Below are 24,860 nucleotides of genomic sequence, written 5' to 3'. Positions count from 1 at the left end.
GTCCCTTTTTGGTAGGTTAAACGGCGTAACTTAAAGGTTCATGTTGCCGTGGATGTAGGGGGTGACCTCGAGGGAGATATGGCCGCAGCCCAGCTCGCGCAGCGTGGACTCGATGGCGGCGGGCAGCGGGGTCTTGCCTTCGGCGTCGACGGCGGCACCGCTGAGGGCGGCGATCTTGGCGACGTCTGCCGGCGCGGCCTCGATATGCATGCAGCCGCCGACGAGGCGTGCGCGGACCTGGTCCAGGCCAAGGTCGTGCAGGTAGTCCTCACAGGTGCGGATTACATCGACCTTCTCGCGCGTGAGCTCCTCGCCCGTGGGGACTCGCGTGGCCAGGCAGGCTCCTGCCGGCAGGTTCCAGACGGGGTATCCCCAGGCGCGTAGCAGCTCGCGCTCCTCGTCCTTGGTAAAGCCGACCTCCATAAGCGGCGAGCGCACGCCGAGCTCCTGGGCGGCGCGCATGCCGGGGCGGTAGTCGCCGCGGTCGCTTGCGTTGCTGCCGTCGATGACGGTGGGAAAACCCAGCGACCTGGCGTGGTTGACGATGGCGGTAAAGCCGGCGCGCTTGCAGTGGTAGCAGCGGTCGGCGTCGTTGCAGGCTACCTGGGGGAGCTGCAGCTGATCGACCGAGAGGTTGAGCACGGGGAGCTTGAAATGTGGCCCCTCATCGGCCTGCCCGTCAACCGCCCGCTCAAACGAAGCCTGCTCGGGCGTGCCGATGAACGGCGTGGTGAGGTGAACGAGAAGCGTGCTGGCGGGCATGATGCGGGCGCAGACCGCGGCCAAAAAGCTGCTGTCGACGCCACCGGAAAAGCCGATGGCGACGCGTCCGTATGCTAAAAGCAGCTGCTCGAGCGCTGCGAGTTTGTCCTGAAGCCCCTCTGCGGGTGCGGTGGTGTCTGAAAGCATGAATTGATCCTTGCCGTTGAGTACTCGGTCGAAAACTATAATCCTACCGAGCCGCTTGTCATAAGACTTCTATCTATGTAACGAAAGTGCAATATGCTATATACGTTATATACAAGTTTACAGGTGCGGTAAAGTTGCGGGAGTACAGCAGCGCGAAGAGATGGGGGACCGATATGATCAAGGCCGTTATTTTTGACATGGACGGAACGCTGGTCGACACCGAGCGTTTGGGTATCAAGGCGTGGAAGGCGGGCGCGGCCGAGCTGGGATTCGCGATTGATGATGCGCTGATCCATCAGTTTATCGGTCGTACGCTGCCCGATGTCATGGGCATCCTTGAGGAGCATTACGACAGCAGCGAAACCGCTGAGGCAATCTATCGTCGCCATAAGGAGATTCGCGACGAGATGGTCAAGACCGATCTGGAGCTTAAGGCTGGCGCTGCCGAGTGCCTGGACGAGCTGCTGGCTGCGGGCTATCACGTGGGCCTCGCGACGTCGTCGCGCCACGTTACCGCCGAGCGCAACCTTAAGACGGTCGGCCTCTTTGACAAGTTTGAGACGGTGACCTGCGGCGAGGACGTCGTGCACGGCAAGCCCGACCCCGAGATGTACCTGCTCGCCTGCGAGCGCGCGGGCTTTGCCCCCGAGGAGTGCGCCGTGGTCGAGGATTCCCGCAACGGCTGCGTCTCGGGCATCACGGCCGGCTACCACGTCTTTGCCGTCCCCGATATCGTGCCGCTGCCGCAGGACGTGGTGGACGGCTGCGAGGCTGTGCTCGATACGCTGTTCGATCTGCCGGCGGCGGTTAAGGCCGTGCGCTAGCGTTTGCACGCGAGTCGCCATGCCCCGCGCCCGATTTCGCAGGACGGTGACGGTAACGGCGCCTGCGCGGAGGCACTGTTCTAAAAAATGGAATTGAATCCATTTTTGCAAAAAAGCTAATGAAAAATGGATTACATTCCATAAAAATCCGTAGCCGCAGGTTCGGCTAAACGGGGAAGGCCCGTGGGGTCAGCAAAAACGCAGCAGCGGGGCTGTTTCCGTTGCGGCGTTTTTTTGTTACAGGTAGGCGCCCAGGTTGATGTCGGTTATAGGGGCCGCGGATGGGCCCGTCGGTTGCCGCTCGGCCTTTTGGGTGCTCACACGCTCGAGCAAGAAGGGGCGCACGAGCTCCTGACGGTTAATGTCCTCGGTGGCCGTGACCGTGGTGACGGTGCGCGCGGCGGAGCCGATGCGGACTCGTTTGGTCTTGGCGGCAGGTTTATCCTCGATTTGTTCCATGAGCAGCTGCACGCCCTTGCGGCCGATCTCGTAGCCCGGTGGTGCTACCGTGGTGAGGGGGACCGATCCGCTCCAGGCAAGCGGGTTGCCGTCGCAGCCGGCCACGCGGACCTGCTCGGGGACGGAGATGCCTTTGTCTATCAGCGCCGAGATAACGCCCGACGCCAGTACGTCGGTCAGGCCGACCACGAAGTCGGGGCGCTCGTCCGCGACCCGCTCAGCGATTTGGGCACCGATGCCGTAGCCGTCGGCAGCGGTATTCCATTCGCCGGCGTCGATGACTTCGATCTTGATATCGGGATGCAGGGCGAGGGCCTTGTGGATGCCAAGTACGCGCAAGGTGAGCTGCATAAATGCCGCTCTGCCCACAACGGTGATATGGCGTGCGCCACGGGCAACGGCGAGCTCGGCGATAATGCGGCCTTGTGCCTCGTTGTCGGCAGCCACGTAATAACCGGGCTCGGAGCAGTGGATGTCCAGATGGACGATCGGCACGGGCATCTTGGCCATGGCGGGGTGCCAGTCGGGGGACGCCATGGGCTGAACCATGACGCCGGACATCTGCGTGCCCATAAAATAGCGCAGGTAATGATCCTCGAGAATGTCGTCGTTATCGGCATTGGCGATGAGCAAGTCATAGCCGTGCTTGCGTGCCTCGTTGTGGGCACCGCTGGCGATTTGGAGCGAAAAGCCGTGGTCGAGACGGGGGAGCACCAGGCCAAAGGACTTGGTGGCGCCGCCCGCGAGCTGACGGGCGCTTTGGTTGGGCAGGTAGCCAAGGCGATTAATGGTCTCGTTGATGAGCTTAAGGGTTTCGGGGCGCAACTTTTCGGGGTGGTTGAGCGCGTTGGATACCGTGCCCAGCGAGACCCCTGCCTCGCGCGCGACGTCGCTGATTTTTACCTTTGCCATAGCGGCCCCTTTGATGCGTTTCAAGTACAAGCCAGATTGTAGCATCGCCCGCCCCTGGGGTGTCAAAACCTGCCAATTAGGGACAGGTTTATTTTGGTAGGTTTTATCTGCGGAAACGCCGTTGCCAGCGCGACCACCACGAAGGGGACAGGCACCTTTGTGGTGGTTTGAGACGCCCGGGCCTTCAATTGTCTCGATCTGTAATATCTGGACGGCAAAACCGCCTCCACCTGTTACAGATCGAGACATAGTGCTGGGGCCGAACCGTAATGTCTCGATCTGTAACACTAAGCCGGCTTATTGCGGCCCAGATGTTACAGATTGAGATCTTTCGCCGGGATAGGCCGCCGCGCCGGTCCAAACCACCACAAAGGTGCCTTTTCCCCTTCGTGGTGGTTTGGACCGGCTGGGCATGTGTGCATCGGGTGGTATCTAAGTTGAGATACCACTTCTGGTATATCAGCTTGCGCTTGCGTGAGTACAATACTCGAACGTTATACGTCTCAGCGCCCCCTGTGCGTGGACGTCTTGCAGTCACGCGAACGAAGGGATTTATCCTATGTGCGGAATTGTCGGCTACACCGGCTCTGATATTGCAAAGAACATCCTGGTCACAGGCCTTAAGCGCATGGAGTATCGCGGCTATGACTCCTCGGGCGTCGCGCTCGAGGTGGGCGAGGGCGCCGCGGCGCACCTCGACGTTATCCGCCGCGTGGGTAAGGTTGCGGGCCTGGAGAGCGAGCTTTCCAATATCGATAGCGACGCAACCTGCGGCATCGGTCACACCCGCTGGGCCACCCACGGCAAGCCTTCTGTCGTTAACGCTCACCCCCACACCAGCTGCGACGGTCGTATCGCCATCGTCCACAACGGCATCATCGAGAACTTCGCCGAGCTGCGCGAGGAGCTGGAGGGCCGCGGCCATCACTTTAAGAGTGAGACCGATACCGAGGTCTTCGCGCATCTGATCGAAGAGGCCTATGCCGAGACACACGACCTGATGGCCTCCGTGCGCGAGGCGTGCACCCACGTGGTGGGCGCCTATGGCTTGGCCGCCGTGTGCGCCGACGAGCCTGGCGTAATCGCCGTGGCCCGCAAGGATTCCCCGATCGTGGTCGGCATGGGCGAGACCGGCTCCTACGTTGCCTCCGACGTGATCGCGCTCATCGACGCCACCCGTGATGTCGTGGTGCTCGAGGACGGTCAGTTTGCCAAGCTCACGCCTGCGGGCGTCGAGTATACCGACGAGGCCGGCAATGTCATCGAGCCCAAGGTCACCCACATCGATTGGGATCTGGACATGGCCGAAAAGGGCGGTTATCCCGACTTTATGCTCAAGGAGATTCACGAGCAGCCTCGCGTCGTGCGCGACACGCTGGTGGGTCGCATGACCCCTGCCGGTGAGCTCGATATCGACGAGCTGGGCCTTTCGCTCGAGGAGCTCAACGATATCGACCGCGTGTATGTGATTGCCTGCGGCACCAGCTACCATGCCGGACTCATCGCTAAGAACCTTATTGAGGGCTGGGCTCGTATTCCTACCGAGGTCGAGGCGGCAAGCGAGTTCCGCTACCGCAACCCCATCATCACGCCGACGACGCTCGTCGTGGCCGTGTCCCAGTCGGGCGAGACGGCCGACACCCTTGCCGCCATTCGCGATGCGCGCATCAAGGGCGCCAAGGTCTTTGGCATCACTAACGTGGTGGGCAGCCCGGTGGCGCGCGAAAGCGATGGCGTCATCTACACCAAGGCCAACAAGGAGATTGCGGTTGCCTCGACCAAGAGCTTCATCGGTCAGGTCGTGAGCCTGACGCTGCTGGCTTTGCTGCTGGCGCAGGTCAAGTACCGCCTGACCACCAAACAGGCACGCATGATGTTCCGCGAGCTTTCCGATACGGCCGAGCAGATCCAGTGGATTTTGGACACGCAGACCGAGGCCGTGCACGAGGCCGCCCTGCTGTGCAGGGACGCGCAGTCGGCACTGTTTGTGGGCCGCGGTATGGGCGCTGCCATCTCCTACGAGGGCGCGCTCAAGCTCAAGGAGGTCAGCTACCTGCACGCCGAGGCGTATGCTGCCGGCGAGATGAAGCACGGCCCCATCGCGCTGATCGATCCGGGCTTCCCCGTCATCGCCGTGGCCACCAAGAGTGCCACCTACGACAAGACCGTGTCGAACCTTATGGAGTGCAAGGCGCGCGGTGCCAAGGTCATCGTCGTTGCCACCGAGGGCGACGAGGAGATCAACAAGATCGCCGACTGCATCATCCGCGTGCCGGCCGTCCGCGACGTGTTCAGCCCCATCACGGCGAGCGTCCCGCTGCAGCTGCTCGCCCGCGAGGTGGCCATCCTGCGCGGTTGCGACGTTGACCAACCTCGCAACCTGGCGAAAAGCGTCACGGTCGAATAATTGTTGTTCCGCCGTTCTAGTGACCGAGGCCCGGCTCCGTTGCAGCGGAGCCGGGCCTTGTTGCATTTGCCCAGATAAAACCTGCCAAAATAAACCTGTCCCTTTTTGGCAGGTTAGCGGAGCTTACTGGTCTCGAAGTACTCGGGGAACTGGTCCAGAACCTCGGTTTGGTTGCGGAACATCATGTGCAGGTGCTTGCTGACCAAAAAGCTCGCTTCGATGGGGTCGCGACCGGCGATAGCGCGGCGAATCTGCTTGTGCTCGTTCACGATGTCCTGATTGTCGAGAACCTGCGTGGCGGCGCGCAGCCAGCGGAAGCGCTCCAGGTCGGCATTGGTCTCTTCGAGCCACGACCACACGGTGCTGCGACATGCGATGCTAAAAATCATGTGATGCATGAGGTTGTCGCTCAAAAAGAAGCCGATGCGATCCTCTTCGGCCATGGCCTTTTCCTGCAGCACGATGGCGCGGTCGAGCTGCTCGATGCCGGCCGACGTGGCGCGCGCACAGCACTCCACAATCACCTGCTTTTCCAGATGCTCGCGGATGTAACAGGCACTCTCGGCAAGGGTGAGGTTGATGGGTGAGACGTAGGTGCCGCTCTGGGGCACGGTGCGCACCAGGCCTTCCTGCGCCAAGCGAACCAAAGCCTCGCGCACGGGCGTGCGCCCCATATCCAGGTCGTCGCAAAGTTGCTTGACGCCCAGCTTTTCGCCCGGCTTGTAGTCCAGGTAGACGATTTTGCGTCGAATGGTGTGGTAGGACTGGTCCTGTAGGCTCGTTTCCTGCTCGCCGACGTGCATCGATTCTTCCATAGCGCCTCGCAACTGTTCTATCAAACTCATATGTCAGTTGTTAATTATGCCGCGAATCAGCTTTCCGCGGTGGGTAATTCGGCTGTTGCCCAAGAACTATTGCGGCATCTTAGTCTTTGTTTACGCAAGGCTGCGCTCAATGTTGCCGTATCATAAGCCGTCGCAAACGTGAAAGAGAAAGAAGGAATCCCATATGCAACTGGCGAATATCGTACGCGAGCGCTGGAAGGGTGTCTTGTTCTGCCTGATCATCGCTATCCCCGCAACGCTGCTCGGCAAACAGATTGAGGTGGTCGGTGGGCCGGTATTCGCCATCCTCTTCGGCATGGTTCTGGCGCTCGTCTTTCCCAAGAATCGCCGCGAACAGCTCGCCGTCGGTGTCACCTATACGTCTAAAAAAGTCTTGCAGTACGCGGTTATCCTGCTTGGCTTTGGCATGAACCTCTCCCAGATTCTGTCCAAGGGCGCCCAGTCGCTACCGATTATCGTGGCGACAATCTCGACCTCGCTTGTCATCGCCTTTGTGCTCTGCCGCGTTATGAACGTGCCGAGCAAGATCGCGACGCTTGTGGGCGTGGGCTCGTCAATTTGCGGCGGTTCTGCCATCGCCGCGACCGCGCCCGTCATCGATGCCGACGATCGCGAGATTGCCCAGGCTATTTCGGTCATCTTCCTGTTTAACGTTATCGCGGCGCTCGTGTTTCCGACGCTCGGCGGTATGCTCGGGCTGACCAACGAGGGCTTTGGCCTGTTTGCCGGCACCGCCATCAACGACACCTCGTCCGTAACGGCTGCAGCGAGCGCTTGGGACAGCATGCATCCCGGCGCCAATGTGCTCGAGAGCGCCACGGTGGTCAAGCTCACCAGGACGCTGGCCATTATTCCCATCACGTTGGTCCTCGCATGCTGGCAGATGCATCTGGCGCGCAAGGCCGGCGGCGACGCCAAAAGCACGTTCTCTCTTAAACGCGCGTTTCCCATGTTTGTGCTGTTCTTTGTGCTGGCGAGCGTAATCACCACGGTGCTTCAGCTTCCCGTGTCCATCACGGCGCCCATCAAGGAGCTGTCGAAGTTCTTTATCGTGATGGCCATGGCGGCTATTGGCTTTAATACCGATATCGTCGAGCTGGTCAAAAAGGGCGGCAAGCCCATCGCGCTGGGCTTTTGCTGCTGGATTGGCATTGCGTGCATGAGTTTGGGAATGCAGCACGTGCTGGGAATCTGGTAGAGAAGTAGCTTATTCGCGTGCTGGTTGCTGGTTGCTGGTGAGCGCAAGCCTGCGGTGGAGCGATAGGAGCTCTTGCGGGTATGGCTTGTCCGCAGGTTTATAAGTCCCGAAGAGCTCTTATCGCCCCGCCAGGATGGCGATGCGGGGCAACACCTATACTCGCAGGACGGCGCTTTCTGCCCTATAGTGTTTGGTGAGCAATATCGTTCAATTTTGAAACACTCGGTCGTGCGACCGTCGGCGGTTGCACGTCGCCGCGGACAGGGGCAAATCATGGATAGCGATGCCAAGCTGAACATCTTGACCGAGGCCCTGGCTGCTGCCGGGGCCTTGGCATTGGCAATCGATGCGCGTGGGGACGTCGCGATTTCGACCATGAATGACGCGGCGCTTGAGCGGGATGTGGCGGCTTTTGTCGCTGAGCGCCTCGACCGTATAGGAGACGGCGCGCGTCTGGTTATGGGGCGTGCGGGTACGCGCCTGAGCCTGACCGTTCGCCCCACCGACAAAGAGGGCGGGGGCCTTTGGGTCGTCGTGGTCCGCGAGGTGCGCGGCGCCGCGGCACATGCGGGCATCGAGTGGCTCAACGCCGACGAAGTTGAGGCCCGCTACGAATCGAGCGCGTACGGCATCGTTGAGGGGGCGGCCTCGGTAGCTGCGCCGGTCGCCGAGAGCTACGCGCGCGGCGTGCCCCTTATGCTCGAGGGCGAGCTGGGAGCGGGTCAGATCGAGATCGCCAAGCGCCTCTATCTGGACGGTCCTTTTGCCGATCAACCCTTTGTTGCCGTTGCGCTCGATGAGCTTACCGATCGCGGTTGGCGCCACGTGCTCAAAAGCGCCGAATCGCCGTTGTTCCAAACGGGGCTGACACTTTGCATTGCGGGCTGGAATGCGGTTGGCCCCCAGCGCCTTCGCGAGCTCGTTTCCACGATGGCCGACACCGCGTTGGCGATGCGCTGCCATGTGGTGCTGACGGCGAATGACATGCCGGGCGGCAGCGAAAGTGATCAAGCCGCCTTTGTGACCGAGCGCTTCGCCTGTGCGGTGAGCGTGGCGCCGGCAATCGTCGAGCAGGGAGCCGCGTCGACGAAGGTTGCGCGCTATTTGGAATATCTCGCTGGTGCATTTGGGACGGCAGCGCCCACGCTGTCTGCCGCGGCGGCGAAGGCGCTCGATGCTTACCGCTGGCCGCGCAACTATCTGCAGCTCCGCGAGGTCTCGGAACGACTGTATATATTGGTGGGGGCGGGCACGGTGGATCGCGCTGTGGTGGAGGAAGTGCTAGCCCAAGAGGACGTGATTAAGACCGCAACCTTTGGCGCCCCGACACTCGAAAGCGACCTGTATATCCTGCGACCGTTGGCCGATACCGAGCGAGATATCGCGCATCTGGTTGTAGATCATCTCCACGGCAACCGAACCCGTGCGGCGGAGGTGCTGGGCATAAGCCGAACAACGCTGTGGCGCTTACTGAAGGACGATGACCGTTGAGCGAGGCGCCCGTGACCGCGCGCGACGCGTGTGCTACAGTCCAAAGCGTTATTGTTTCGATTTGGTTACGGCGTGCGGGGGCGTATGGCTGAGACTACAAAACCGAGCCGCAGAAGGCGGAGCGCCGCGCCGGTCAACCGACGCACGACATCGGTGACGTGGGGCAAACACGCCTCGGGGTTTGATGGTTCGTTCAAGCGCACTAAATACGGCTATCCTTCGGCAAGCGCCCGCTTGGCCATGCAGGCAGAGTCCTCGTTGTGGGGCCGCAAGTGCGTGGTGGGCTCAAAGCTCAAGCACGACGGAACGCTCGGTTACATCAGCCGCGGGGCGGCTCGCCGCAGCGGACTCAATCCGGCTGGTTGGCATCGTTATGTTCCGATCGCGGTCGTCATTGCGGTGATCATCATCGCACTCGCTGCGCTTGGCTACGCCGGCGGCGGCGCCAACTTGGACGCAGTGTTTAAATCGCCCGAGCTCGCGCATGCAGGCACAGAAATTGTCGAGGGCGCTCAGACCCAGACGGGCGTCGCGCCCCAGCGCGGTATCGTTGCGGCAGCCTCCACCATTGCCGACGCTCAAAAGGACGAGGACGAACAGGGCGACGGCGCCGAAACGACTCAAACGAACGAAACGACGACAACTCCACCGGCAAGATAAGTTGCGAGCGGGTCCGCCGTTCGTTAGAACGGCGGAGCTAATTACTTTACATACACCACGTTGTCGCGGCGGGGTTTGGGCTCGGGTAGCGTGTCTTCGGCATAGCCCAGAATGCAGTGACCGACACCGCGCAGGCTGCCGTCGGCGGGCAGGCCCCAGCTGGCCAGCAGCTCCAGGCCCTCGGGCGAGTCAAAGACCTCATGCGCGCGGTGAATCCAGCACGAATCGACACCCAGTGCATAGGCGGCGTTGAGCAAGTTGCCCATGGCGAGTGAGCCGTCTTCCAGATACGTGGGCACGCTGCGGTCGATCAGTACCACCACAACGGTCTTGGCGCCATAGAAGGGGTCGCTGTTGCTGCCCATGACCTGGGCGTTGAGCTGTGAGAGACGCTCGACGGTCGCGGGGTCGGTGACGGCGACAAACGTCACCGGTTGGCGGTCCATGCCGCTCGGTGCATATTGGCCGGCTTCGATAATACGTGCAAGCTTTTCGGCCTCGACGGGACGATCGCTGTATTTGCGGCAGCTGCGGCGGTGGATGAGTGCTTCGATAGTCTCCATGGTGTCTCCTTGCGGTGGCGTTGCAGATGCCCCGTTCATACCCGTCGGGCTCAAACGATAGACGGTCAATTGCCCGGCCAAAAGGGTAGATTCCAATTGGGAAAGTAGGTTTGCATAAAAGTACCTTCAGAATGTGACAAACAAATGGGACGGTTAAACGTTTTATCCCGTCTACCCTGCGGTTTTTTACCACTTGCCTAAATGACGAACGCATAACCTCTGATAAAGGTTTTACTAAAGGAGTACCAACGTTTATCAATGCGCCGTGGTGGCGCCGGGCCAGGAGGTAACATCATGTTCCAGGCTGGAGATGTCGTCGAGACCGACTTCGAAGGATTTCTGAAGCTGCTGCGTTCTAAGACGCGCGCTTTTGTGACGATTGACGATCACGAGTACTACATCACGCACACCGATGGCTATTGGCGTGTTCAGGATTGCGAGGCCCTCAACGACAAGGGCCACTTTACTGACTGCTCCGAGCTGGTCAATACGGTCTGCGAGGTCGTCGAGCTGCCGTGGATTGCCGGCAAGAGCCTGCATGACAGCTTCTCGGGCGCTACGGTCTATGAGGCCGTCGCCGCTTAACGGGCAATAAAACCCGATTTTCACGTGACCGCTGGCGCTGCCCCCGAGCCGGCGGTCTTTTTCTGCCGATAGGCCATAAAAGTGCAAGCATTTGCGGAGAGCCTGTTGACGATAGTCAAAACTCGGACTAATCTAGAGATACAAAATTGGTCAAAAATCGGACAATCGAATGGTGGGATAGATGAATAGTGCGGTTACGCTGGTCGACTTCGACCGGTTGCTCAATGGACTCGACCATATCTATTCGGAGTTCTCGCGCGCCTGCGGTCTTTCGGACTGCGCTTACTGGATGCTCGTCGATACCAGCACGGCGGGCGGCAGTATTGCCGTAAGCCGCCTGACGAGCGAATGGTTCTACAGCAAGCAGACCATCAACTCGGCCATTAAAACCTTGACGGCGCGGGACTTTGCAACGTTGGAGTTTGCCGAAGGCAGCCGTAAGAACAAGGTTGTGAGCCTGACCGAAGAGGGCAGGCGATTTGCCGAGCGTTATGCGCTGCCGGCACTCAAGGCCGAGCAGCGAGCCTTTGGCGCGCTTGAGCCGTGTGAGCAGCGCGAGATTATGCGCTTGATCGGAAAATTCTCTCAGGTGCTCGGTGAGGAGTGCGAGGCATTTAAGCAGCATATCGCTGCCGAGAGCCAAGCCGAGAATCAAGGTGAGGGGGAGTCGTGCGACTGTTAATGAGGTTTCTGAAGCCCTATCGAGGGCTTATCGCAGTGACGCTGCTGGTGCTGCTGGTTGATAACGTCGGCACGCTGTTGGTTCCCACGATGCTGGCGAACATGGTCAACACCGGTATCACCACGGGTGATGTCGACTACATTTTGCGCAATGGCCTCTACATGCTTATCGCGACCGGCATGGCCAGCGGCGGCGCGGTGCTGGGCTGCTATCTTTCGGCGCGCTTGGCCGCCAACGTGGCCTGCGATATCCGCAATGCCGTGTACGACAAGTCGCTCGAGCTCGCGGCCAGCGACTTTGAGCGCTTTGGCACCGGATCGATGATCACGCGCTCGCTCAACGACATCAACGTGATTCAGCAGGCGATTCTGCAGACGATTCAGCTGGTGCTGCCCGTGCCGTTTTTGGCTGTGGCGGGCATCATCTTCGCTTGGTTTATCGATCCTGCCATGGGCACGCTTCTGGGCGTCGTGGTTGCGATTGTGCTGGCGGCGGCGGTCTTTACGGTTGCCAACGCGGCTCCGATCTTTATGCGCTTGCAGAGCTTTATCGACCGCATGAACGTGGTGCTGCGCGAAAACATCGTGGGCGTGCGCGTCATCCGTGCGTTTAACAAGGAGCGTCACGAGGAGCGGCGCCTGGACGAGGTGTTCAGCGACTACGCCGCCAACGCCATCAAAGTCAACCACCTGTTTGTGGGCCTCGACAGCTCAAGCTTCTTTTTGATGAACATCGCCGAGGTAGCGGTGCTGTGGGTTGGCGGCAACCGCGTGGGCGCCCACGCCATGCAGATCGCGAGCATCTCGGCGGTGCTGGAGTACGCGCTTCTGATCCTGTTCTTTGTGATGATGGCGCAGATGGTAGTGCTGACGCTGCCGCGCGCCGCGGCGTGCCTGAACCGTGCGCAGCAGGTGTTGGAGATTGAGCTGAGCATCGTGGACGGCGAGCGTACGCTGGGTGACGGGGCGCCTGCCTCCGGGGGCGATGCGGATGCGGTCGCTGAGTTCGATCACATGTCGTTTCGTTTTGACGATGCCGATGAGGACACCCTGTGCGACCTGAGCTTTGCCTGTCGTCGCGGTCAGACGACCGCGATTGTGGGCTCGACGGGCTCGGGCAAGTCGACGGTGGCAAAGCTTCTGCTGCGTTTTCACGATGCCACCAAGGGTGCCATTCGCCTGGACGGCGTCGACCTGCGCGAGCTTTCGCAAGACGAGATTCGCGGGCGCATTGCCTACGTCCCGCAGAAGGCATGGCTGTTCTCGGGCACCGTGGCAAGCAATCTGCGCTTTGGTAACGAGGGTGCGACCGAGGCCGACATGCTTCATGCGCTCCAGGTTGCCCAGAGCACCTTTGTGCTCGATCAGCCGCATGGGCTCGATACCCCGGTTGCCCAAGGCGGTACGAACTTCTCGGGCGGCCAGCGCCAACGTCTGGCCATCGCCCGTGCGCTCATGAAGCATGCCGATCTGTATATCTTCGACGATAGTTTTTCGGCCCTGGACTTTAAGACCGATGCGGCCCTGCGCCATGCGCTGCAGGACGAGACGCGCGACGCCGCGGTGCTCATCATCGCGCAGCGCATCTCGACGATTCTGCACGCCGACCAGATTGTCGTGCTCAAGGATGGCGAGGTCGTGGGCCTGGGCACGCATGGCGAGCTTATGGAAACCTGCGAGGTGTACCGCGCCATCGCGGAATCGCAGATGAAGGGAGGTGAGTAGCATGACCGAGGAGCTCGAGAAGCAGGGCGGCGTTGATGACGCCGTTGCCGCGGGGCTGGTCGAGGAAACGGCTGTCACGTCGACCGAGCTGGATGACGCCGCCAAGGCTGCAGTCGAGCGCGAGGCTCGCCGCCAAGCGCTCTACGAGGAAAACGAGCGTGCCGAGGACGAGCGTGCCCGCGCCGAGGCAGAGCGTATGCGCGACGTGGACGACGAAGAAGAGGGCGAGACGCCCCGGGATACCTGGGCGACGGTGCGCCGCCTGTGGAGCGAGGCCGTCGGCGACCATTGGCGCTTCTACATCGTGTTTGCGAGCATTGTGTTCTATGTTATCTTTAACACCGCTGCACCGGCATATAGCGCCCGCGTGATCGATGAGCTGTGGGGCCACATTCAGGTGGCGTTTGCCAACGGAACCACCTTCAACATCACCTGGGAGAACTGCGGCAAGACCATCTTCGTCTACTTTATGATCTGGACTGCCGCTGCCTCGTTCTATGCGCTCCAGAGCTTTTTGATGTCGAGCGTGGCCGAACGCCTCAACCTGCGTCTACGCAACCGCATCGCACAAAAGCTCAACCGTCTGCCGCTTGCCTTCTTTGACGCGCATCGTCCCGGTGAGGTCGTCAGCCGTGCGACCAACGACTTGGACAAGATGTCCGAGAGCATGCAGCGCGGATTGCTGCAGCTGCTTGTGTCGATCGGCACCGTGGTGGGCGCCGTGGGCGTGATGTTCGTGTTTAGCGTGCCGCTTACGCTCGTCTTTTTGTTCTTTACGGCGTTGTCGCTGCTGGTGACCAAGGTGGTTTCGCGCCGTACGCATGATGTGACGGGCGAGCGTCAGGAGTGGGTGTCCAAAATCACGAGCGCGGTCGAGGAAGGCTATTCGGGCCGTTTGGTGATTCGCGCATTCAACCGCGAGCACCAGAGCTCTGCCGAGGTGCACGAGGCCTCGGGCGAGCTGGCGCGCGTGAGCACCAAGGCCGACTTTATGATCAACGCCGTCGGACCCGCGGTTCGCTTTATTGGTCGCCTGGCGCAGATTGTGATTGCGCTCGTGGGCTGCAGCATGCTGGTCGCCGGTCACATGACCGTCGGCGTGTTCCAGGCGTTCTTCCAGTTTATCTACGAGGCGTCCGAACCCATGACGCAGCTGTCGTTCACTTTTAACTCGCTGCAGAGCGCGCTGGCGAGTGCGGAGCGCGTTTTCGACCTGCTTGATGAGCCCGAGATAGAGGCCGATCCGCTGCCGGACGAGGCCGCCAAGCTGCCGGGTCGCATTGAGGGCCGCGTCGCTTTTGAGCACGTGCGCTTTGGCTATGCGCCCGACAAGCCGCTCATGCGCGACGTGTCGTTTACCGCCGAGCCGGGCCAGAAGATTGCCGTGGTGGGAACCACGGGCGCAGGCAAGACGACGCTCATCAACCTGCTCATGCGCTTCTACGAGATTGACGGTGGGCGTATTACGCTCGACGGCGTGGATACGAGCCGCATGGATCGCGGCGAGCTGCGACAGCAGTTTGGCATGGTGCTACAGGACGCCTGGCTGTTCGACGGCACGATTGCCGAGAACATCGCCTACGGCTGCCCCGAGGCAACGCGCGAGGAGATTGTTGCGGCCGCTCGCGCCGCCCAGGTCGACTTCTTTGTGCGCACCATGCCTCAGGGCTACGACACGCGCGTAGCCAACGATGCCGAAAGCATCAGCCAGGGCCAGCGTCAGCTGCTGACCATCGCACGCGTGCTGCTCAACAACCCGGCGATTCTCATCCTGGACGAGGCGACCTCAAGTGTGGACACGCGCACCGAGCTTGCTATCGGCCGCGCCATGGACGCGCTCATGCGCGGGCGCACGAGCTTTGTGATCGCGCATCGCCTGTCGACGATCGTGGACGCCGACCTGATCTTGGTCATGGACCACGGCAACATTATCGAGCAAGGCACGCATAAGGAACTGCTGGCTGCCGAGGGTGCTTACGCCGACCTCTATCTGAGTCAGTTCGCATAATGTGACAAAGGGACAGTCCCGCATGTCACATCAAAAGGAATGGCGCGCCGGGGATTGATTCCCTGGCGCGCTTTTTGCGTCGGTGCCGATATTGTTTTGTGCCGCTTGCGTTCCTAACGTTCGTCCACGAGCTTGGCGACGAGGGCCTTGAGCTCGGCCACCTCTCGCTCGAGTTCCTTGACGCGGCGGGCATTCTCGGTGATGCCCTGGCGGTTGAGGGCGCTCTGCTCGGCGGCGTCATCGGGCATGTACTCGCGATGCTGCTTGGCATCGAAGCTTTCTTCGAACACGCGGCAGCCGTTGCGCTTGATGATGCGGCCTGGCACGCCCACGACGGTGCAGTTATCGGGCACGTCTTTGACGACGACCGAGTTGCCGCCGATCTTGACGTTGTTGCCGATGCGAATGTTGCCGAGCACCTTGGCGCCCGTGCCCACGGTGACGTTGTTGCCCAGGGTGGGGTGGCGCTTGCCGGTCTCGTTGCCGGTGCCGCCGAGCGTAACGCCCTGGTAGAGCACGCAGTTGTCGCCCACGACGGTGGTTTCGCCGATGACGACGCCCATGGCGTGGTCGATAAAGAAGTGCTTGCCGATCTGCGCGGCGGGATGAATCTCGACGCCGGTGATGTGGCGGGTGATTTGCGAGAGCACGCGGGCGAGCGAGCGATGACCGTGCTCCCAGAGCCAGTGCTCGGGCACGTGGTTCCACTTGGCGTGCAGGCCAGGATAGGAAAGGAAGATGACCAGACCGCTTTGCGCGGCGGGGTCCTGCGCCTGGACGGTCTTGATGTCCTCGCGAATGGTATTGATAAAGCTCACCGGCCGCCCTCCCTTAGCGCCATGGCAATGCGATTCAATAAAGTATAGCGATTCGCTAGGGATTAGGAAGAACAATCTTGGCGGCTTTGCACGACAGGTGTCAGTTATGCAAACTTGCTGGTAATGGAGTCATGCTTTTGTGGGGTTGCGCACGAGGGGGCGCCGCAACCGTATACTGGTCAACTTGGACGTATCCGCGCCCACAACTGAGAGGTTTTACTTCATGGGTTTCATTAATTTTATCGCCGAGCTGCTTAAGGATCCGCGCACCGCGATCGCCAGCTGGATCGCCGCCGGCCCGCTTATGGCCTACGGCTGCGTGTTCCTGATCATCTTTATCGAGACGGGTGTGGTGTTCTTCCCGTTCCTTCCCGGCGATTCGCTGCTGTTTGCCTCGGGCTTCTTTGCCCACAACGGCGGCTTTAACATCGTGGCGCTTCTGGCAACCGCATGGGCCGCAGCCATCCTGGGCGATCAGTGCAACTTTATGATCGGCCATTTCTTTGGCAAAAAGATCATCGCTTCGGGCAAGGTGAAGGCCATGACGCCCGAGCGCATTAAAAAGTCCGAGGACTTCTTGGACAAGTGGGGTCACCTGGCTATTTTCCTCGGTCGCTTCTTTCCGTTTATCCGCACCTTTGTGCCTTTTATCGCCGGCATGGGCGGCATGCACTGGCGCAACTTTGTGATCTTTAACGTGCTGGGCGGCATTACCTGGTCGACGGTCTTTACGCTGCTGGGTTACTTCTTTGGCGGCATCCCCTTTGTGCAGGAGCACTTTGAGCTGCTGATTATCGTCATCGTCGCCGTGTCGATCATCCCGACTGTGGTCGGCATCGTCAAGGCTAAGCTGGGCAAATAGAACGCGTAGATCGAGCCAGCGCGCAAACCGTGCCGTTGAGGCCCGTCACCGCTTACGGTGGCGGGCCTTTCTGCTTCGGTCAAATGAAAATACTTTACTTAGTTAAAGAAAAGCGTTTTATCAGACGCGTACGGGGAGTACAATCTCGTGCATGCGAATCGACGTGCCATCGGCTTTGATGCCGTTCGCGTGTCCCGTCCGGCTCTACGCTCCGGGCGTGCGACGTTGCGACGCGGTCGGCTTCGGTCTTTGCGTGCGGGTTCGCGAGTATGCAACTGTGTATGTAAGGAGCGACATATGACTGTCGAGAAGAAGGATATCGATTGGGGTAGCCTCGGCTTTGGCTACATGAAAACCGATTACAGCTACGAGGCTCATTGGAAGGATGGCGAGTGGGACGAGGGCGGCCTGACCACCGACCACACCCTGCATGTTTCCGAATGCGGCGGCATCTTCCATTACTGCCAGGAGGTCTTTGAGGGCCTGAAGGCCTACACCGCCGAGGACGGCAGCATCGTCTGCTTCCGTCCCGACATGAACGCTGAGCGTATGTATAACTCTGCCCAGCGCCTCGAGATGCCCCCGTTCCCAAAGGACAAGTTTGTCGAGGCCGTCAAGCAGGTCGTTTCTGCCAACGCCGCCTGGGTTCCGCCCTTCGGCTCCGGTGCAACCCTGTACGTGCGTCCGTTTATGATCGGCTCCGGTGACGTGATCGGCGTGGCTCCCGCTCCTGAGTACACGTTCCGCATTCTCGTGACCCCGGTCGGTCCGTACTTTAAGGGTGGCCTTAAGCCCGTCAAGCTGCGCGTTTCCGAGTACGACCGCGCTGCACCGCACGGCACCGGCAACATCAAGGCCGGCCTGAACTACGCCATGTCCCTCAAGCCCACGATGGAGGCTCACCGCGGGGGCTATGCCGAGAACCTGTATCTCGACTCTGAGTCCCGCACCTATGTCGAGGAGACCGGCGGCGCGAACGTCCTGTTCGTGAAGGAGGACGGCACCCTCGTCGTTCCTCAGTCGCACACCGACTCCATCCTGCCCTCCATCACCCGTCGCTCGCTCGTTCAGGTTGCCGAGGATTTGGGCATGACCGTCGACCAGCGTCCCGTCGAGTGGGCTGAGGTCAAGGCCGGTACCTTTGTCGAGTGCGGCCTGTGCGGCACCGCTGCCGTCATCTCTCCGGTTGGCGAGATCGACAACAAGGTTTACGGCGCCGACGAGACCGTGACCTTCCCGGCTGGCTACACCGAGATCGGCCCTGTGATGAAGAAGCTCCGCGAGACCCTGACTGGTATCCAGTCTGGTGCTGTTGAGGACAAGCACGACTGGGTCTATACCGTGGCGTAAGCTGCCATAGCTGTTCGGCCCGAGGGCAACCTACCTTTCCGGCGCGTCCTCGGACATGAAAGAACCTCCGCTGCGCACTTCGTGCGGCGGAGGTTCTTTCGTCCTGCGGAGTGCGCCGGAAAGGAAGGTTGCCCTCGGGCCTGCGTTACCTCGGCGCTGCCGTTACGGGCAATATAGATCTGAATTAAAGATGGCGCGCGGCCTTTTGGCCGCGCGTTGTGCGTGGATACGAAAAGGGCCCAAGGTTTGTGCCTTGGGCCCCAAAGGGTTGATGAACTGGCTTAAGACTCGGCCTTGTTGTTTAGAACTTGACGGTCGGGGCCTGGCGGGCTGCTTCGGCGGCCTCGAAGCCCTGGCGCTCCTTAAACTGGAAGATGCCGGCAAAGATGACAGCCGGGAACGTCTGAATGGCGTTGTTGTAGCTGAGCACGCAGTCGTTGTAGCTCTGGCGTGCATAGCTAATCTTGTTCTCGGTATCCTCGAGCGACGCCTGCAGCTGCGTAAAGTTGGTGTTTGCCTTAAGGTCGGGATAGGCCTCGGCTACGGCGAAGAGCTGGCGTAGCGCACCGGTCAGCACGTTGTCGGCCTCCATCTTGGCCTCGGGCGTGGTGGCCTTGACGGCGGTGTTACGCGCGCTGATCACGGCGGAGAGCGTCTCTTGCTCGTGCTTGGCGTAGCCCTTGACGGTCTCGACCAGGTTGGGGATCAGGTCGTTGCGGCGCTGCAGCTGCGTATCGATGTTCTGCCAGGCGTTATCGATGCGGTTACGCTTGGTGACCATGTTGTTGTAGATGCCGGCGATGGCGCAGACAATCACAATGACAACAACGATGCCGATGATGACGGTAATCATGATGTCTCCGTTTCGAGTGGCCGCGGCGGCATGCGCCAGCTGCCGTTGGTATAACGCTACTAGTATACCCGCAACGTTTTGCCGTGCCGAACTTTCCGGTAAGCGTTATGTTTTCGGCGGGGTCGGCACCGGGGTAAAACGCGCGAGGTACAGGTGTAAGATATGCGACAGATTGACGAGTGTTGTCTTTGCCCTGAGGATGGCGATACCAGTGGACCTTCGCATTAAGAAAACCTACCGTGCCCTGTTCGATGCTTTCACCGAGCTTCTCGAGGAGCATCGTTTTGAGGACCTGACGGTTGCCATGCTGTGCGACCGCGCCATGATTCGCCGCACGACGTTCTACAAGCACTTTCGCGACAAGAACGATTACTTTGCCTTTTATATCGATGAGCTCATGTCCGGCTTGCCGCAAAAACAGCCCGATGAGGCCGGCACAGTGTCTGCCGAGGACGTGCGCGCGCTCCGGCACGCGATTTTGGACGATGCCATGGACCTGATTCTGGCCCATGAGCAGCTCATGGACAACATTTTGGCGAGCAGCATGTCGGGAATGCTGACCAACGTTATTTGCGACCGTATTGCCCGCTCCATCCGCGAGCGTGTGATGAACGTGCTTGCCGAGGATGCCCTGGCCCCCGTGTCACTCGAGACGACGTCTGAGTTTGTCGCCGGCGGTATTATTCGACTTTTCACGATATGGTGGGAATCGGGCCACAATCTTGAGCGTCGACCCGAGATGGCCGACGTTGTCGATGCGCTGTTCGAGCGGACCATGACGCCGGTGCATCACTAAAAGTGGCGGAGAGAGGGGGATTCGAACCCCCGGAACGCTCTCGCGCTCAACGGTTTTCAAGACCGCCGCATTCAACCGCTCTGCCATCTCTCCGTGAGTCGTAATGATAGCATCGTTTTGAATTTGCAACAGGGAAGGCGAACGATGACGATCACCGAAATCGACGAGAAGTTCATGCGCGAGGCGTTGGCGGAGGCGCGAGCCGCCGCGGCGGTGGGCGAGGTGCCCATCGGAGCCGTAGTGGTGCGCGACGGCGAGATCGTCGCGAGGGCGCATAATCGTCGCGAGCTCGACCAGGACCCTTCGGCGCATGCAGAGTTCGCGGCCCTGTGCGCCGCTGCCCAGGCGCTTGGCCGCTGGCGCCTTTCCGACTGTACGGTCTACGTGACGCTCGAACCCTGCTGCATGTGCGCGGGGCTTATGGTCAACGCGCGCGTGGGGCGCTGCGTGTATGGCGCGAGCGACGCCAAGGCGGGTGCGTTGGGATCCCTATACGATTTGAATGCCGATTCGCGCCTGAATCATCGGTTTAACGTGACGGCTGGCGTGCTGGCAGACGAGTGTCGTGAGGTGTTGAGCGGCTATTTTAGTGGGTTGCGTGGCACCGATGGTACTGGCTGCGGTTGTGGGGCCGATCTTGAGGCACATGCCGCTCATGCCGAGGCGCTCGCGTGTGCCGAAGAAATCGCCGTTGAGGTGGTCGATTTTGGTGCCGCGTGCCGCCGGCCCCGCCGTGTGCTGTTGGCGATCGACTCCTTTAAGGGTAGCGTTTCGAGCGCGCAGGCGGAGGCGGCGGTTGCCGAAGGCGTGCGCCGTGTGTGGTCCGATGCCCAGGTGGCCACGTTGCCGCTGGCAGATGGTGGTGAGGGAACGCTCGATGCCGTTGCCGCGTGCGGCGGTGAGATTGTGACCTGCGAGGTGGCAGGCCCCTTGGGCGAGCGTGTGCCTGCCCGGATGCTGGTTGATGTCGAGCGCGAGTCCGCGGTCATCGAGATGGCCGAGGCGGCCGGCATCGGGTACTCGCCTTGCACGGAGTCGTCGGCGCTGGCCGCTACAACCTATGGCGTGGGCGAGCTCATGCTTCGCGCGGTTCGCACGGGCGCAAAGACTATCTATATTGGCTTGGGCGGCAGCGCCACCAACGACGGTGGCGCCGGCATGCTGCAGGCGCTGGGCGCGCGTCTTGTCGATGACCGTGGCTGCGATATCGCGCCGGGGCTCGCGGGCCTTGAACACGTGGCGAGTATCGATTTGGCACCGGCGCTACGGGCACTGAATGGCGCGCGTGTCGTGGTGCTTTCCGATGTCGAGAATCCGCTCGTAGGGCGTCGCGGCGCGCTTGCAGTGTTCGGCGGACAGAAGGGTCTGCCGGCGGGCGACATCGAGACGGTGCACAGGTGCGACAGCTGGATGGTCGGCTACGGTCGTCTGCTCGATACGGCAATTGTCGAGGCTCGGGCCCAGGGGCTGCTGCGCACGCCCAAGGGCGCACGGACATTTGGCTCGGTGCTCGGCGTGCCCGGTGCCGGTGCCGCCGGCGGCCTGGGTGCCGCGCTGCTGGCGCTCGGCGCGGAGCTGCGTTCGGGCGTGGAGACGGTGCTCGATCTGATTGGGTTTGACGAGCGCGTGCGCGATGTCGACCTGGTCATAACGGGCGAGGGCAATATGGACGAGCAATCCGCCGCCGGCAAAGCGCCGGTGGGTGTGGCCCGCCGTGCCAAGCGCTATAGCAAGCCGGTGGTCGCCGTCGTGGGCGGTCGTGCCGACAACCTGGATGCGGTGTATGGGCAGGGCGTCGACCTGGTTTTGCCGATCTGCCGCAAGCCCATGGATTTGAAGTGGGCACTCGATCCGCAGGAAGCCGCAACCAACCTCATCTGCGCCGGCGAGTCTGCCGCGCGAGCCTACGACCTTGGCCGCCTCTAAAACCAATCCCTCCCCAATAACTTGCGGTGAAATACGGAGTGTTTTTGCCTTTAAGGCGCCAATTCAGTCCGTATTCCACCGCAACTTCGTGAATGGCCATCCGAGGCTGGTCGCCTTGTGCTTTGGGTCGGACCGTCTGCCATGAAATGCGGTAATCTACTACGTTTAGCGGAACACCCTCGACCATCCCGGATTTTGTGAAATTAAAACCGCAGGTAGAAAGCTTGCCGATTTTCGAAAAAGTCGGCTATGGTTGACCCCGCGGCCTAAACGTAGTAGATAGGCCCTTTTCGTGGCGCAGCGTCAGACCAGTCTATTTGGGACGGGGCTTTCTTGACCACTTTCGCCACTCTGATGCCCCCAGTCAAAAAGTAGTCAAAAAAGCCCCGTCCCAAATTAGCTGTCTTGCCCCATCGGGCGGGAGCAGGTAAGATATACCGAGCGCCTAGCGCGTTCGATGGGTTCGGATGACGACATGTTCCGAATCTGGTCAGGTCCGGAAGGAAGCAGCCATAAGGAGCCTCTGTCGGGCATCCGAATCCATCGAGCGCGCTTTTTTGCGCGGTTTTACCAAACCGCGCAATGCTCGACGCTGCGCGCCACCCAGGGCGACAATTTGTCATTCAAAAGGCAAGGCATGACCAGAAGGTCTATGCCTTGCCTTTTTCATGCCAACTTGTTCGCCCTGGATGGCGCTCGCTGACTGCGCCAAGACATCAATGGCTACGTGGTTCAAGAGGCGGCGGTGCTGTTGCTTGATTTTTTGTAGTTAAAGAGGCCCGTTTCCCTTGGTTGGGGAAACGGGCCTCTTTTTGTCTCTGGGCTTGTGGATTGGTGAAGGCAGAATGCTCTGTCGGCTATTTTGAGTTCTTGATGCGGCGTGTGGCTGTGGCGGTTATTCCGAACCCTGCGGCGGCGATTCCTGCGAGTGTGATTGCGCTCGGCGCTGTGTCGCCCGTGTTCGCGAGCTTGCCGGTGGTCGTATTTGCTTGCTTGGTGGAGCTCGATGGAGCGTCTTTGCCGGTCGCGGGCGAGCTGGCGGGCTGCGCCGTCTCGGCCGGTTGCGCTGAGCTGGAGGGTTTTGTCGTCTCGGCGGGTTTCGTTATCTCGGGCGAGGTGGCCTTGTCTGCCGCGGCCTTTGCCTCTTCGTATGCCTTGCAGGCGTCGTCATAGGCCGCTTGCGCCTTTTCCAAATTGTCGAGGAGCGCATCTCGCCAGGCTGTGAACTGGTCGATATGGGCTTTATACTTCTCTGCATCACGCTCACGGTCATTAACTTGTCTTTCCTGCCTTTTGAGGCGGTCCTGGGCCTCGCGGAGCTCCATTTCGCAAAAGTCAACTCGCGCTTTTGCCGTTACGATCTCTTGGTGCAACGACTTTATTTGCTGTTTAATAGTTTCGGCAAGCTCCTCGTCGCCGAGTGCTTCGACTGCCTTAAGCTCCTCATGTTTGTTGTCTAATTTTTCCTGGAGCTTGCTTACCCGGTTGATGGCCTCGTCGTTTTTGGCTTGGGCTGCATCGATGTCCGCTTGCATGGTGGGGAGGGATTCCCTCAATTCGGCGGCTTGCGCCGCCATCTTGTCGCGGAGCTCTTGAAAACGGGCAATGTCATCATTGAATCTCGCAATTTTCTCGCGACTTGCGGCGTCTTTTGCGGCCTCGAGGTTTTTGAGCGCTTCCTGCATGGCTGCATACGCTTTTTCTTTTGCGGCGGCCGCATCTTCCGTCTGCAAGGCAACTGCACCGGTGGGGGAACTGGTTTCTGCCGCGATCGCCGTTGCGGGGGCGATTCCCGCGACAAGTGCCGCGGAAAGGGCGATGCCCAAGGTTGCTCGTCTTGCTCTTCTTGCGAGAATGTCGTTCATCTCGGCACCTCATTTCAAGGGTCGGCGGCTCGGCTGGTAGCGCTACTGTAAGTATACCAAGCTATTTGACCCGACACTGGCTGGGTGTGCGCGTATACCCCTTGATTAACAGCCATTAAATCTATCCCTTAAGGAACGCGGCTTGCTAGTGTTGTCTGGGCATTGATGGCTGCGTGGTACAAGAGACGGCGGCATTACCATTTGTTTTTTCAAGTAAAGAGGTCCGTTTCCCTGGGTTGGGGAAACGGACCTCTTTTTGTCTCTTGGCTTGTGGATTGGCGAAGACAATAACCGCTGGCAGCTATTTTGAGTTCTTGATGCGGCGTGTAGCCGTGGCGGTTATTCCGAGGCCTGCGGCGGCGACTGCTGCGAGTGCGATTGCGCTCGGTGCAGTGTCGCCCGTGTTTGCGAGCTTGCCGGGCTTGCCGCTGCTCGCGTTCGCTTGCTTGGTGGAGCTCGGCGTGGCGCCTTTGCCGGTCGCGGGCGAGCTGGCGGGCTGTGCCGTTTCGGCCGGCTGCGCTGAGCTGGAGGGTTTTGTCGTCTCGGTCGGTTGCGTTATCTCGGGCGAGGCGGCCTTGTCCGCCGCGGCCTTTGCCTCTTCGTATGCTTTGCAGGCATCGTCATAGGCTATTTGCGCTCTTTTCAAATCGTCGAGGAGCGCATCCCGCTTGGCTGTTTCTCCGTCGAGATGGGTTTTATTAAACTCCACTTCGCTTTCAAAGAAATTAATCAGGCTTTTATGACTTTCGAGGCGCATTCGGCAGTGCTCAAGCTTATCTTCACAGAAATCTTCTTGCATTATTGCCTCTGTGATCGCCTCTTGCAACTGCCGAATAGTTTCGGCAGGAGTCGTGTAGTCGATTTTATTTAATTCTGCCTCAAGGGCTCTTGTCCGGTTGTGGGCCTTATCGCATTCGGCTTGAGCTGCATCGACGTTCGCTTGCATGGTAGGAAGGGATTCCTTATATATGGCGGCTTGCGCCAAATTGGTGTCGTAGTTCTCTTGAAAAATGGCAATTTTAGTATCGATTTCCGCAATTTTCTCGGGACTTGCGGCGTCTTTTGCGGCCTCGAGGTTTTTGAGCGCTTCCTGCATGGCTGCATACGCTTTTTCTTTTGCGGC

The 24,860-nt window shown here is 60.2% G+C and carries 21 protein-coding genes, 1 tRNA gene and 1 other RNA gene; 14 read left to right on the top strand and 9 right to left on the bottom strand.

The annotated features are described in order from the left end of the window. Nucleotides 1–30: 30 nt before the first annotated feature. Complete coding sequence (locus DW850_RS05740) at nt 31–909, bottom strand: ATP-dependent sacrificial sulfur transferase LarE (protein ID WP_117786506.1); 879 nt, start codon at nt 907–909, stop codon at nt 31–33. Nucleotides 910–1,082: 173 nt separating this feature from the next. On the opposite strand from DW850_RS05740, the gene DW850_RS05735 reads away from it, so the two are divergent. Further along, on the top strand, nt 1,083–1,733 hold the full coding sequence (locus DW850_RS05735) for an HAD family phosphatase (RefSeq protein WP_117786505.1): 651 nt from the start codon (nt 1,083–1,085) through the stop codon (nt 1,731–1,733). A gap of 237 nt (nt 1,734–1,970) precedes the next feature. On the opposite strand, the gene DW850_RS05730 is transcribed toward DW850_RS05735, so the two are convergent. Beyond that, nucleotides 1,971–3,104, bottom strand: coding sequence for a LacI family DNA-binding transcriptional regulator (locus tag DW850_RS05730; protein ID WP_117776817.1), 1,134 nt, complete (start codon nt 3,102–3,104; stop codon nt 1,971–1,973). A 559-nt stretch (nt 3,105–3,663) separates the two neighbouring features. Between DW850_RS05730 and glmS the strand changes: the two genes are divergently transcribed. Beyond that, complete coding sequence (gene glmS / locus DW850_RS05725; protein WP_117786504.1) at nt 3,664–5,511, top strand: glutamine--fructose-6-phosphate transaminase (isomerizing); 1,848 nt, start codon at nt 3,664–3,666, stop codon at nt 5,509–5,511. Nucleotides 5,512–5,624: 113 nt separating this feature from the next. Here glmS and DW850_RS05720 read toward each other — a convergent pair whose 3' ends face one another. After that, on the bottom strand, nt 5,625–6,326 hold the full coding sequence (locus DW850_RS05720; RefSeq protein ID WP_050766156.1) for a GntR family transcriptional regulator: 702 nt from the start codon (nt 6,324–6,326) through the stop codon (nt 5,625–5,627). 193 nt (nt 6,327–6,519) lie between these two features. Between DW850_RS05720 and DW850_RS05715 the strand changes: the two genes are divergently transcribed. The 3 genes from DW850_RS05715 to DW850_RS05705 all read left to right on the top strand — a co-directional run bounded on the left by DW850_RS05715 (nt 6,520) and on the right by DW850_RS05705 (nt 9,705). Beyond that, nucleotides 6,520–7,554: a YeiH family protein gene (locus DW850_RS05715; RefSeq protein ID WP_117759250.1), complete on the top strand. Its 1,035-nt coding sequence runs from the start codon at nt 6,520–6,522 to the stop codon at nt 7,552–7,554. Nucleotides 7,555–7,827: 273 nt separating this feature from the next. Further along, the gene (locus DW850_RS05710) at nt 7,828–9,045 is read left to right on the top strand and encodes a helix-turn-helix domain-containing protein (protein ID WP_117786503.1); all 1,218 of its coding nucleotides are present in this window, start codon (nt 7,828–7,830) and stop codon (nt 9,043–9,045) included. Nucleotides 9,046–9,129: 84 nt separating this feature from the next. Beyond that, complete coding sequence (locus DW850_RS05705) at nt 9,130–9,705, top strand: hypothetical protein (RefSeq protein ID WP_147349593.1); 576 nt, start codon at nt 9,130–9,132, stop codon at nt 9,703–9,705. 41 nt (nt 9,706–9,746) lie between these two features. On the opposite strand, the gene DW850_RS05700 is transcribed toward DW850_RS05705, so the two are convergent. Next, nucleotides 9,747–10,268, bottom strand: a complete 522-nt coding sequence (locus DW850_RS05700; RefSeq protein WP_117786501.1) for a nitroreductase — start codon at nt 10,266–10,268, stop codon at nt 9,747–9,749. Nucleotides 10,269–10,562: 294 nt separating this feature from the next. Here DW850_RS05700 and DW850_RS05695 point away from each other — a divergent pair, with 294 nt between their 5' ends. From DW850_RS05695 to DW850_RS05680, 4 genes are all read left to right on the top strand, one after another. Beyond that, nucleotides 10,563–10,853 carry a hypothetical protein gene (locus tag DW850_RS05695; RefSeq protein WP_055251737.1) on the top strand — a complete coding sequence of 97 codons (291 nt, stop codon included), beginning with the start codon at nt 10,563–10,565 and terminating at the stop codon, nt 10,851–10,853. 181 nt (nt 10,854–11,034) lie between these two features. Further along, nucleotides 11,035–11,535, top strand: coding sequence for a MarR family winged helix-turn-helix transcriptional regulator (locus tag DW850_RS05690; protein WP_117786500.1), 501 nt, complete (start codon nt 11,035–11,037; stop codon nt 11,533–11,535). After that, complete coding sequence (locus tag DW850_RS05685; RefSeq protein WP_117786499.1) at nt 11,535–13,259, top strand: ABC transporter ATP-binding protein; 1,725 nt, start codon at nt 11,535–11,537, stop codon at nt 13,257–13,259. Before DW850_RS05690 ends, DW850_RS05685 begins: the two co-directional genes overlap by 1 nt. 1 nt (nt 13,260) lies before the next feature. After that, a complete protein-coding gene (locus DW850_RS05680) occupies nt 13,261–15,267 on the top strand; it encodes an ABC transporter ATP-binding protein (protein ID WP_199409654.1) in 2,007 nt (668 codons plus the stop codon). Between the two features lie 113 nt (nt 15,268–15,380). Here DW850_RS05680 and cysE read toward each other — a convergent pair whose 3' ends face one another. After that, on the bottom strand, nt 15,381–16,085 hold the full coding sequence (gene cysE, locus DW850_RS05675; protein WP_117786498.1) for a serine O-acetyltransferase: 705 nt from the start codon (nt 16,083–16,085) through the stop codon (nt 15,381–15,383). Nucleotides 16,086–16,308: 223 nt separating this feature from the next. Between cysE and DW850_RS05670 the strand changes: the two genes are divergently transcribed. After that, entirely contained in the window at nt 16,309–16,947 is a 639-nt protein-coding gene (locus DW850_RS05670; protein WP_117786497.1) for a DedA family protein, read from the top strand. 297 nt (nt 16,948–17,244) lie between these two features. Next, complete coding sequence (locus DW850_RS05665) at nt 17,245–18,297, top strand: branched-chain amino acid aminotransferase (RefSeq protein WP_117786496.1); 1,053 nt, start codon at nt 17,245–17,247, stop codon at nt 18,295–18,297. 301 nt (nt 18,298–18,598) lie between these two features. On the opposite strand, the gene DW850_RS05660 is transcribed toward DW850_RS05665, so the two are convergent. After that, nucleotides 18,599–19,150: a LemA family protein gene (locus DW850_RS05660; protein ID WP_082421874.1), complete on the bottom strand. Its 552-nt coding sequence runs from the start codon at nt 19,148–19,150 to the stop codon at nt 18,599–18,601. Between the two features lie 211 nt (nt 19,151–19,361). Between DW850_RS05660 and DW850_RS05655 the strand changes: the two genes are divergently transcribed. Then, the gene (locus DW850_RS05655; RefSeq protein WP_158548934.1) at nt 19,362–19,946 is read left to right on the top strand and encodes a TetR/AcrR family transcriptional regulator; all 585 of its coding nucleotides are present in this window, start codon (nt 19,362–19,364) and stop codon (nt 19,944–19,946) included. 3 nt (nt 19,947–19,949) lie between these two features. On the opposite strand, the gene DW850_RS05650 is transcribed toward DW850_RS05655, so the two are convergent. Further along, nucleotides 19,950–20,039: transfer RNA gene (locus DW850_RS05650), tRNA-Ser, on the bottom strand. Nucleotides 20,040–20,090: 51 nt separating this feature from the next. Between DW850_RS05650 and tadA the strand changes: the two genes are divergently transcribed. Both tadA and ffs read left to right on the top strand, forming a co-directional pair. Then, nucleotides 20,091–21,872, top strand: coding sequence for a tRNA adenosine(34) deaminase TadA (gene tadA, locus DW850_RS05645; RefSeq protein ID WP_117786495.1), 1,782 nt, complete (start codon nt 20,091–20,093; stop codon nt 21,870–21,872). Nucleotides 21,873–22,326: 454 nt separating this feature from the next. Beyond that, nucleotides 22,327–22,422: signal recognition particle sRNA small type (ffs, locus tag DW850_RS05640), an RNA gene on the top strand. A 307-nt stretch (nt 22,423–22,729) separates the two neighbouring features. Here the strand turns inward: ffs and DW850_RS05635 are convergent. Together DW850_RS05635 and DW850_RS05630 are read right to left on the bottom strand one after the other, a co-directional pair. Beyond that, entirely contained in the window at nt 22,730–23,737 is a 1,008-nt protein-coding gene (locus tag DW850_RS05635; protein WP_117786494.1) for an LPXTG cell wall anchor domain-containing protein, read from the bottom strand. Between the two features lie 301 nt (nt 23,738–24,038). Next, on the bottom strand, nt 24,039–24,860 hold an 822-nt coding region (locus tag DW850_RS05630), incomplete at its 5' end, for a hypothetical protein (protein WP_158565229.1).

This window comes from Collinsella sp. AM36-4AA (genome assembly GCF_003467795.1).
GTDB lineage: Bacteria > Actinomycetota > Coriobacteriia > Coriobacteriales > Coriobacteriaceae > Collinsella.
The sequence above is the reverse complement of the archived record's forward strand: the minus strand, read 5'-3'. Positions and strand labels throughout refer to the sequence as shown.

Excerpts from the sequence above, each read along its gene's own strand:
- DW850_RS05740 (WP_117786506.1), bottom strand. The coding sequence starts at position 909 with ATGCTTTCAGACACCACCGCACCCGCAGAGGGGCTTCAGGACAAACTC.
- DW850_RS05735 (WP_117786505.1), top strand. The coding sequence starts at position 1,083 with ATGATCAAGGCCGTTATTTTTGACATGGACGGAACGCTGGTCGACACC.
- DW850_RS05730 (WP_117776817.1), bottom strand. The coding sequence starts at position 3,104 with ATGGCAAAGGTAAAAATCAGCGACGTCGCGCGCGAGGCAGGGGTCTCG.
- glmS (WP_117786504.1), top strand. The coding sequence starts at position 3,664 with ATGTGCGGAATTGTCGGCTACACCGGCTCTGATATTGCAAAGAACATC.
- DW850_RS05720 (WP_050766156.1), bottom strand. The coding sequence starts at position 6,326 with ATGGAAGAATCGATGCACGTCGGCGAGCAGGAAACGAGCCTACAGGAC.
- DW850_RS05715 (WP_117759250.1), top strand. The coding sequence starts at position 6,520 with ATGCAACTGGCGAATATCGTACGCGAGCGCTGGAAGGGTGTCTTGTTC.
- DW850_RS05710 (WP_117786503.1), top strand. The coding sequence starts at position 7,828 with ATGGATAGCGATGCCAAGCTGAACATCTTGACCGAGGCCCTGGCTGCT.
- DW850_RS05705 (WP_147349593.1), top strand. The coding sequence starts at position 9,130 with ATGGCTGAGACTACAAAACCGAGCCGCAGAAGGCGGAGCGCCGCGCCG.
- DW850_RS05700 (WP_117786501.1), bottom strand. The coding sequence starts at position 10,268 with ATGGAGACTATCGAAGCACTCATCCACCGCCGCAGCTGCCGCAAATAC.
- DW850_RS05695 (WP_055251737.1), top strand. The coding sequence starts at position 10,563 with ATGTTCCAGGCTGGAGATGTCGTCGAGACCGACTTCGAAGGATTTCTG.
- DW850_RS05690 (WP_117786500.1), top strand. The coding sequence starts at position 11,035 with ATGAATAGTGCGGTTACGCTGGTCGACTTCGACCGGTTGCTCAATGGA.
- DW850_RS05685 (WP_117786499.1), top strand. The coding sequence starts at position 11,535 with ATGAGGTTTCTGAAGCCCTATCGAGGGCTTATCGCAGTGACGCTGCTG.
- DW850_RS05680 (WP_199409654.1), top strand. The coding sequence starts at position 13,261 with ATGACCGAGGAGCTCGAGAAGCAGGGCGGCGTTGATGACGCCGTTGCC.
- DW850_RS05670 (WP_117786497.1), top strand. The coding sequence starts at position 16,309 with ATGGGTTTCATTAATTTTATCGCCGAGCTGCTTAAGGATCCGCGCACC.
- DW850_RS05665 (WP_117786496.1), top strand. The coding sequence starts at position 17,245 with ATGACTGTCGAGAAGAAGGATATCGATTGGGGTAGCCTCGGCTTTGGC.
- DW850_RS05660 (WP_082421874.1), bottom strand. The coding sequence starts at position 19,150 with ATGATTACCGTCATCATCGGCATCGTTGTTGTCATTGTGATTGTCTGC.
- tadA (WP_117786495.1), top strand. The coding sequence starts at position 20,091 with ATGACGATCACCGAAATCGACGAGAAGTTCATGCGCGAGGCGTTGGCG.
- DW850_RS05635 (WP_117786494.1), bottom strand. The coding sequence starts at position 23,737 with ATGAACGACATTCTCGCAAGAAGAGCAAGACGAGCAACCTTGGGCATC.